A 9,063-nucleotide genomic window follows, 5' to 3' on the forward strand; every position below is an offset into this window, starting at 1 on the left:
TAGGAGCGGTGTTTTTTGCTGTTTGGAAGCACATATATGGAATCTGTTTAGGTCTCTGAGAGGGTGAAAATCGTGGTTTAAGATTTTCGTTTGGGATCGGCTATACTTGGGCAAAAGGAGACTGAGACTGTGATGACCAGCGGAGATTTTGACCATATTGGACTGAGGAGGCTTTTATTTTTTGTGGCCGTTTGCTTTGGAGGCTGTTCCTGGAGCTATGCCCAATCCGTGAAAGTGTACCCTACCGCTTCCTCTACCATCAGCAGCGACAGTAGGAGTTGCGGTGGTCTCTGCTTTGAGTCCACTGTCAAGAATAGGGCAAATGCGGTGGGGGCCGAAGACGCCAACTATGCACGACTCTACTCCAGTCCGGGCATTCTCGGCTACGCGGGCGCGTATCAAGCCGAGATCGAGCTGAGCTTCGCATCCAACCTTGCCGCCAATACCTGGTCCTATGTCAGGATTCAGGGGGACTCGGATCTTTTCGAAGCGCTGCTGGGCGGGTCTTTGGGAAATCTTATCGGTGGTATTCTAGGTTCTGTCCTGTTGGGAAGGCAGGAGATCCGCGTGCAGGCGCTAAACTCAGCCGGTACCGCAGTCCTGTCCAGAAGGAGCACCGAAGGATTCAACACCGACCGGGTGCGCTTGGTCATGGACAAAAACGGGCACTACTACCTCGCCATACGACCTAGCCAAGCCTACAACCGGATACGAATCCGGAATTTTTCCGTGGCAGGAGTGGGGCTGGGGGCGGAGTACACCCTGGACGTGTATCATGCCTTTTATTTTGGGACGGAAGACAGATGTACCGACCGTCCTACCTTCACGAGCTTTGATGGAAGTGGAGCCACGCTGGATCTGCTGACGCTAAACCAGCAGAGCGCAGGGCTATACAAAGCGATAGACGAACCTACCACTACCTATTCCGAAATTTCCCTCGGCGTCGTGGGCCTCAACGGCCAAGTAGAGCAGATGGTATTTTTCAATACCCCTATAGCGCCTGGCAACGACATCCTCGTGAGCATGTCCAAGGATGCTTCTTTGGTCGATCTGAGCCTGCTCAACCATGTCGAGCTGGTCGCCTATGCCGAAGATGTGGAAATCAAGGCCTTGGAGCTGTCCTCTCTCCTTGATCTGGATCTCTTGGGACTGTTTTCCTCGGGGCAGGTCTTCCAGTTTCCCATCAGCAGCGAAACACTTTCCATCGACCGAATAGGAATACGCGTCTCCTCCTTGTTGGCGGTAGGGGTATTGGAGGGCAAGCTGCTTGTCAACTCCGTGACAGTAGCTCCGTCTCCCCCCACGATTGACCCTGTCTGGGAGGAAGACTCTTTTGTGGTCTGTGAGGGAAATACGGTAACGATCACACCCCAGGCTCTCGCTGGGCGGGTGCTGCATTGGTATCATGACCGGGAGGGAGCGGACTATATAGGAGAGGCCGCATCCTATGCCATCCCGGATGACCTGGTCCCCGGCGAGTACGACTATTTCGTGAGGACTGCGCTGGAGAGCTGCGCAGCGGAGAGCCTGCCGTCCAGCTTTACCGTCAAGGTGATTGCCAGGACTTTGCCGGACGATTTTGAAGTGGAGTCCTCCGAGGAGCTGCCCCGGGATGAACATGGAAACTACCGATATAAGGAAGGGCCTGACCCCGTTGTCCTCACTCCTGTAGCCGACGCTGCCGTGGGCGATGGGTATTTCGAATGGTATTTCGATACCGATATGCAGGATACCATCTACCATGGCAGCGTCAGGGACGAAGTGGTCTATGAGGTCGGAGCTGACGGAGTGCTGCGAATCAGCGGCCTGCCTTATTCAGAGGAAGCAAATCCTCTCCGCTACTATCTCAACTGGAATCCGGCAGACGGATGCGCCTCCCGACAGCCTAAGCAGGTAGATCTAGTGGCCCAGCTCAGAATCTTGCCGATCACGCTGAGGGGATTTACCGCAGGGAAGTTTGGTGCCGAGCAGGTTCGCCTGACTTGGCAGCTAGCCGCCAATGCCAACATTGAGCGGGTCAAGGTCATGAGGGCTGGACTCGATATGTGCTTTGTGGAACTGGCCAGCCTCACTGCCGAGGCCCACAGCCCTGGGGAATTTCTGGACCAAAAGCCCCTAGCCGGCTCAAACTACTATCGGCTGGAGCTGCAAAGCGAAGCCGGGGAAGTGGTCTTCGTCTCGGCACTTCAGCTGGTTGAGGTTGCTTTTGCCGAGGAGGCTGCGTTCCGCGTGTTTCCCAACCATTTTGAAAACCGCCTCCATCTCGCCTATACCAAAAAGGAAAGGGTGGAAGCCGAGGTCTTGCTCTACTCCGGCAGGGGAAGTCTGCTGAGGCGTGAGCGGGTAGCCTTTGCAGGAAGCCAAAGGGAATTCTCCATGGAAGGGCTTCATGGATTGCCGACTGGAAACTACGTGCTGCAGATCGCCACGAAGGAGACTGCGGTCTCGCTGCATCTGGTGAAAAAGTGAGGTGCTGGGAAGAAAAAAGAGGAACAGGCTGGGGATGCCCACCTACGCAGCAAGCGAGTGGGATTTGGGTTCCGAGCCTCCTGAGATAGGATAATTGAAACAGTTTTTAAATGATAATATTTTGACTATGAGTAGAATGGATACAGTGATGGGAGTGGGTGAGAGAAGGGGCGGACATGTATTTCTGGTCGTTTGTATGACTTTTTTGGCGGCTTTCCTTTTGGGGAATCGGGCCTATTCCCAGGTGACCAAGACCCTGGCAAACGAGGTGAGCTATACCAGTCCCAACGACAAGGTTACCTCTCTCTTGGGCTGTGGGCTAGGGCCGTGCTATGAGCCCACGGTTTTAAATGCGGCCAACGCACTTTCTGACGACGCCCAATACGCCAGGTTGCTGGCGAGTCCGGGCCTGCTCCTGGGTGCTGGGGCGTACAGCGGAGTCCTAGAGCTGAAGTTTGGCACAAGCTTGCCTGCGGAGACTTGGTCCTATGTACGCATCCATGCGGATGAGAGCTTGCTGGATGTCTTGCTCGGAGGGAGTCTGGGAGAGCTGCTCGGTGAGGTACTCGGAGTGGCGCTGCTTGGAAACCAAGGCATAGAGATTCAGGCTCGCAATGCGTCTAACGACCTTGTCTTGTCGAGGACGAGCACCCAGGGGTTTGGATCAGGCCGGGTCAAGCTCGTGCAGGACGGAGAGGGAAGCTATTTTTTGGCGATCAAACCTGCCCAGGCATACGATAGAATCAGGATCATCAACCGCTCCATCTCCCTGGTAGGGCTCGGTACGGAATACTCCTTGGATGTATTCAATGCTTTTTACCTCTCGGGCGAAGATACTTGCGGGGAGAATCCCTTCACCTCCTTTGACGGAAGCGGCATTTTGCTGGATGTGCTGGACTTGGGTGGGGCAGGTGTTTCCAATGCGGGAAATGCCATCGACTCAGACCCTTTGACCTACTCCGAGATCAGCATTGGTACCTTGGGCTTGGGATCAGGGATCTATCAAAACGTATATTTTGATTCCCCGTCCGCGCCTGGGGACCACTTCAGGGTGAAGCTCGCTATGGAAGGCGGCAACCTGCTGACTGCGGAGGTTTTGGGCAGCATCGTCGTCAAAGCCTACCTTGGAGACACCGAGGTCTATTCCCAAGGATTGCGGGATGGCTTGATCTCAGGCTTGGATCTGCTGGCGCTATTGCAAAGTGGGGCGACGCTAAACCTCCCCTTTGGGCCTGGACGTGCATTTGACCGGGTGTCGGTCGGGATTGAATCCCTGGTGAGTGCTAATGTGATCCAGAATCCGGTGAGGATTTTCAGCATCGAGCGGTTCAATGCGGAATGTCCCGATCCCGAGCTGGCAGAGCCCGCACAGACGATTTCGCCATTTACCGCCCCGAGTTGTGCCGTGGAACTGGTCGATTGGTCTTATGCCAATTTTCCCCAAAACGCGATAGACGGAAACGGGGATTCCTTTGCGGTACTCTCAGCAAGTGCCGGGACAGCGCTGGGGCTGGGAGCTTATAGCAGCCATATCGAGTTAAGATACAGTTCCCCTGTCCCAGCTGGGGAGACCTCTTACATCAGGATTGGGTTTGAGGATGACGAGCTCGATGCCCTTTTGGGCGGCAGCCTCGGCTCTGAGCTGGCGGACCTGCTGGGTACCGTGGCACTGGGTGACCACTACTTTACCGTGACCCCCAAGACGCCTGGCGGCTCCGGGATCTATACTGCCAGTAGCCAGAATGGTTTTGGAGCCCAAAATGTAAGGGTAGTCAGGGATGCGTCTGGAAAATTCTACATCGCAGTGACGGCTGCCCAAGCCTACCAGTCGGTGAGGATCGAGCACTTCCTTACTTCCCTGCTGGGGATGGAAAACACCGCCACCATGCACGTGTTTGGCATGTGCAGGGAGACGGAGTTTGACCTCTGCGAGCAGGCGGTATTTACCGATTTCGACGGATCGGGTATCGCGCTGAGCCTGGCGGATATCTCTGCCGGCGGCGTGTTTGCTCCCGAGAATGCGATAGACGAAAACTCCTCCAACTACTCGACCATCAATCTGGGAGTAGCTGGCGTAGGTGCCCGCGTGTACCAAAATGTCTATTTCAAAACCAAGTCCCAGGCCAGTGACGCCCTGAGGATCCGCCTGCAACTGGACCAACCGGGTATCCTCAATCTGGATCTGGTCGGTTCCTATCGCGTGATGCTCTACAGCGGCAGCGAGCTGGTTTACGACGAGCCTTTGCAGGCAGCTGTGCTGAACAATTTGGACCTACTGGGACTCCTGAATTCAGGAGGGGTCCAAGAATTGACCATCGAACCGGGCGTAGTCTATGACAGGGTGAGCTTTGGCCTCCAGTCTGTCGCGGCGATCAATACAAGTGCCCCGATCCGACTGTATGGGATAGCCCGGATTTCCGATGCCTGTCCAGATCCAGAGGTAGCTCAGCCGCCCTACCTGAGTCCTGTGTGCGCGGAGGAGCTGGTGAGCTCGAGGTTTGCGGACAATCTCCAGAATCTCTTCGACGGAAATTTCAACAGCTATGCCACGATCAATTCCCGTGGGGGCCTTGTCGGAGATCTGGGTGCGTTTTCTGGTCACATTGCCTTGGGATTTGGAGATGGGGTGACGGCGGGTGCCGGCACCACTTCCTACATGAGGATAGATGCGGAGGCGGGCCTGTTGGAGGCACTCTTGGCTGGAAGTCTGGGAGAGGTCTTGGGCGACTTGCTCAACACGGTCGTTTTGGGCAACCACTATTTTAATGTCGTGGTCAATGGGACAGACGGCCTGCCGATTTTCACCGCCAGCAGCGCAAATGCTTTCTTTGGCTTTAACGACCAGGTAAAAGTCGTCCAGGACGAGCTTGGAAGATACTATCTGGCCATCACACCTGATCAGGACTACAGCAGCATACGCATCGAGGACCATACTTCCTCCCTACTCGTAGGCCAGGCCAACAGCATCAATATCTACGGCCTCTGCTACGATGAGGGAGCTGAGGCCTGTGCCACTGGGTTTACGACTTCTTTTGATGGAACCGGACTGACGCTCGATGCGGGAGCAATAGGTGGCTATGGCGTGACCAATGCCGACCACGCTCTTGACAATAACAACAACGACGACTACTCCGAAATCAGCCTTGGAACACTGGGAGTAGCGGGCTCGATCCAGCAAAACATCCAGTTCCGCCAGACCATCCCTGCAAGCGGAGCCTTCAAGATCAAAATTGGGGTAGGTTCCGGTGTGTTGGATGCGGGGGTGTTTGCGAGGATTGATGTCCTCGGCTATCTGGACGGAGTAGAGGTGTATGATGAGACATTGGAAAATGCGGTGCTCGGCAACGTAAACCTGGTCGATCTTTTCAACAACGGAAACAATGGGGAGATCCGCGTCGCAATGGGCGTCGAGGTCGATGAGGTGGCCGTACGGCTTAGGTCGCTCGTGTCTGTCACTGCGGTGCCCGATCTGAGGCTGTATTACATTCAGCAGGATTGTGAGACTCCTTTGTTCCAAGCCTGGAAAAGCTACGTCGTGGACGGAGACCCGGCCCTGAACTCCGTCTCGGGCGGTGAGACCCTACGCTATACCATCCATGTACGAAACACCGGTACCGTGGCGATGACGGACTATCTGGTGACAGACGCCGTCCCGGCAAATACTACTTACATCGCAGGAAGTGGGGGAGTGGAAAGTGCCGGAGTGGTCACTTTTACCGGGTTGAACATCGCTCCAGGTGCTACTGAGACGGTAAGTTTTAGTGTCTTGGTGAATGAAAATCTGACGGGGGTAGATCAGATATCCAACGTCGCACTGGTCAAGTCCCTTCCGGAAGATCCAGGCACAGAGACTTTTCCGCCCTTGGAAAACGAAAACCCAAGCGACCCGGACGAGAGTGGGGAGCCAGTTACGGATATTCCCGTTCAGAAGATTTTCTCTGCTGAAATATGGAAAGCCGTAACCGTCGATGGTGATGCGGCAACCCTGGAAGTACAGGGTGGAGAGACGCTGGTCTACACTATTTATATAAGAAACACTGGGAATCAGGATCTGATCGATCTGGTCATCGGGGACGACCTCCCTCTTGGGCTGAGCTACAGCTCGGGAGGTACGCTCACTGGGAACACCGTTGGCTTTTCCATTCCTAGCCTTGCGGTGGGAGAGACCATCGTCGGAGGGACTTTTACCGCCACCGTCAACGAAGACCTGACCGGAGTGGAGGAGATTCGAAACATCGCGCGCCTGAGCTCAGCAGAGCTGGCATCTGAGTTGCAGTCCTTGCCTCCCCTGGACAACACCAATCCTATAGACCCGGATACCACTGCAGAGCCGGGGACGGTACTCGACGTAGCGCCGCTCCACGTGTTGGACTTTGCAAAGATCGGCCTCAGCAACAATGCGGAGAGCGATGGAAAGGCAGTAGTGGGGGATGAGATCACCTACACCCTGACAGTCAGCAATTCCGGAAACAAAGCACTGAGCAATGTGTCGGTAGTGGATCAGATTCCTGCAAACACGACCGTGATCGACAACGGTGGAGGAACACTAGCCGATGGTGCCCTGACCTTCACCATTGCTTCGCTAATGGTTGGGGAGTCGGAGGAACTTGTCTTTTCCGTCAGGGTGGATGCCGTAAGCGGCTCCGACCCAATCATCAACAATGCCGAGGCCTTTTACTCCAACCCTACCGGCGGGACGGAGTCCGAGACCGCGCAGCATAGCATGGCGACGGACTGCGTGGTAGTCAATGCCGAAAATGTCGTTTTGACTGCCGATAGCGCTACCCTTTGCGAAGGGGAAAGCACAGTTCTGCACGCAAGCCTGACTGGAGTGGCCATTTCCAATCCGGAGTTTCGCTGGTATCTGAGTGCGGACTTGAGCGGCTCGTACTTTACCGGGCCAGACTACTCGGTCACGCCTTCAGGAAGCCAGACCTACTATGTGATCGTCGTGGCAGATGGATTTTGTTATTCTACCCCTGCTGCCGCTTTCCAGATCACGGTGGGCGACCTGCCTGAGATCCCGACGGCGAGCGCAGACCTGACGATCTCCGAGGGATTTGGCACCACGTTGTCTGCCAACTTGGACCCCATGCCGGCTGACGTAGAGATAGTATGGTATGGCGCAGGGGGAACGGAGCTGGGTACCGGCAACACGTTTGATACCGGAGCGCTTTCGATAGGAGTGTACAGTTATTTCGCAGGAGCAAGAAATACCCTGACTGGCTGTCTTTCCATCGGAAGGGACGAAGTTCGGGTGGTAGTAGAGCCGATAGAAAACGATGCGGAATGTACCCAAGCAAACGCCCAGAACAACGGCACTTACGCGGTCTGTGTTTTGTGTACCGTGGATAATCCCGGTGCTGCCGTGGATGGAGATCTGGAAAGCTATGCCCGGTTCGTTGCGCCGGTTGCCGTGACTGGCGGGGTTTGGCAAGAACTGGTTTTTGGCCAAAGCGGAGCGGCAGGAGATACGATTGTGGTCACTTTGGGCACAGGCGGTTCCCTTTTGGATCTGGATCTGCTCGGCGGACTTTCTTTTGAATCCTACAACGGTGCCTCCGGAAACAACGACGGGGGAGTTGCGGACAATAACCTTGTGCACCTTCGCCTACTCGGTGGAGATGCCAAAGGGCAGGTCAGGTTTGTGGCGGGAGGCTCATTTGATCGGGTAAGAATAGAATATAGACCCCTGCTGGGAGCACTCTCAAGCGGTTGGAGGATCTATCAGGCAGCGATCAACTTCCCTGGACCTAGCGCTATTTCCGAAGGGGTCGAGGTTTGCCAAGGAGAGACGGCAACCTTGACGGCCACAGCGGCAGCCGGAACCGCTATCAGATGGTATGGGCAAGCTACTGGCGGCAGCCTGCTGGGAACTGGCGCTTCTTTCACCACAGCTCCTCTTTCTTCAGCCGGTGAGCAAACCTTCTATATCGCGGTGGTAAGAGACGGATGCGAAGATCCGCAAAGAATCCCAGTAGCGGTCACCGTTAATAGTGCGGCAAGCGCCGCCGACATCAATGTGTCCGACCTGACGATCTGCGAAGGCGAAAGCGTGGTGCTTTCCGCCCTTTCCGGCACGGTTTCGAATCCGGTCTTCCGCTTCTACACCGACGCGGCCCTGACCACTGAGCTGACCAACCTCAGCGTCAGCCCTACTGCGACTACGAGCTACTACGTGACCGTGGCAGGCGACGGGGTCTGCGAAAATGCCCCCGGCCAAGCCGCTGTGCTGACTGTTAATGTAAATACGGCTGCAAGCGCTGCCGATATCAATGTGTCGGACCTGACCATCTGCGAAGGGGAAAGCGTGTTGCTTTCCGCCCTTTCCGGCACGGTTTCGAATCCGGTCTTCCGCTTCTACACCGACGCGGCCCTGACCACCGAGCTGACCAACCTCAGCGTCAGCCCGACGGTGACCACGAGCTACTACGTGACCGTGGCAGGCGACGGGGTCTGCGAAAATTCCCCCGGCCAAGCCGCTGTGCTGACTGTTAATGTAAATACGGCTGCAACCGCCGCCGACATCAATGTGTCGGACCTGACGATCTGCGAAGGGGAAAGCGTGGTGCTTTCCGCCCTTTCCGGCACGGT

Annotated in this window: 2 protein-coding genes; both read left to right on the forward strand. The window is 55.7% G+C overall.

The window, feature by feature from the left end; genetic code table 11:
- Positions 1-228 precede the first annotated feature (228 nt).
- Positions 229-2,469 (forward strand): hypothetical protein, encoded by a 2,241-nt coding sequence (locus J0A68_RS18995; RefSeq protein ID WP_206579827.1) that lies wholly within the window; start codon positions 229-231, stop codon positions 2,467-2,469.
- A gap of 127 nt (positions 2,470-2,596) precedes the next feature.
- A partial coding sequence (locus J0A68_RS19000) for an Ig-like domain-containing protein (RefSeq protein WP_206579828.1) occupies positions 2,597-9,063 on the forward strand: 6,467 nt, incomplete at its 3' end.

The sequence above is a fragment of the Algoriphagus oliviformis genome (assembly GCF_017254915.1).
Taxonomy (GTDB): Bacteria; Bacteroidota; Bacteroidia; order Cytophagales; family Cyclobacteriaceae; genus Algoriphagus; species Algoriphagus oliviformis.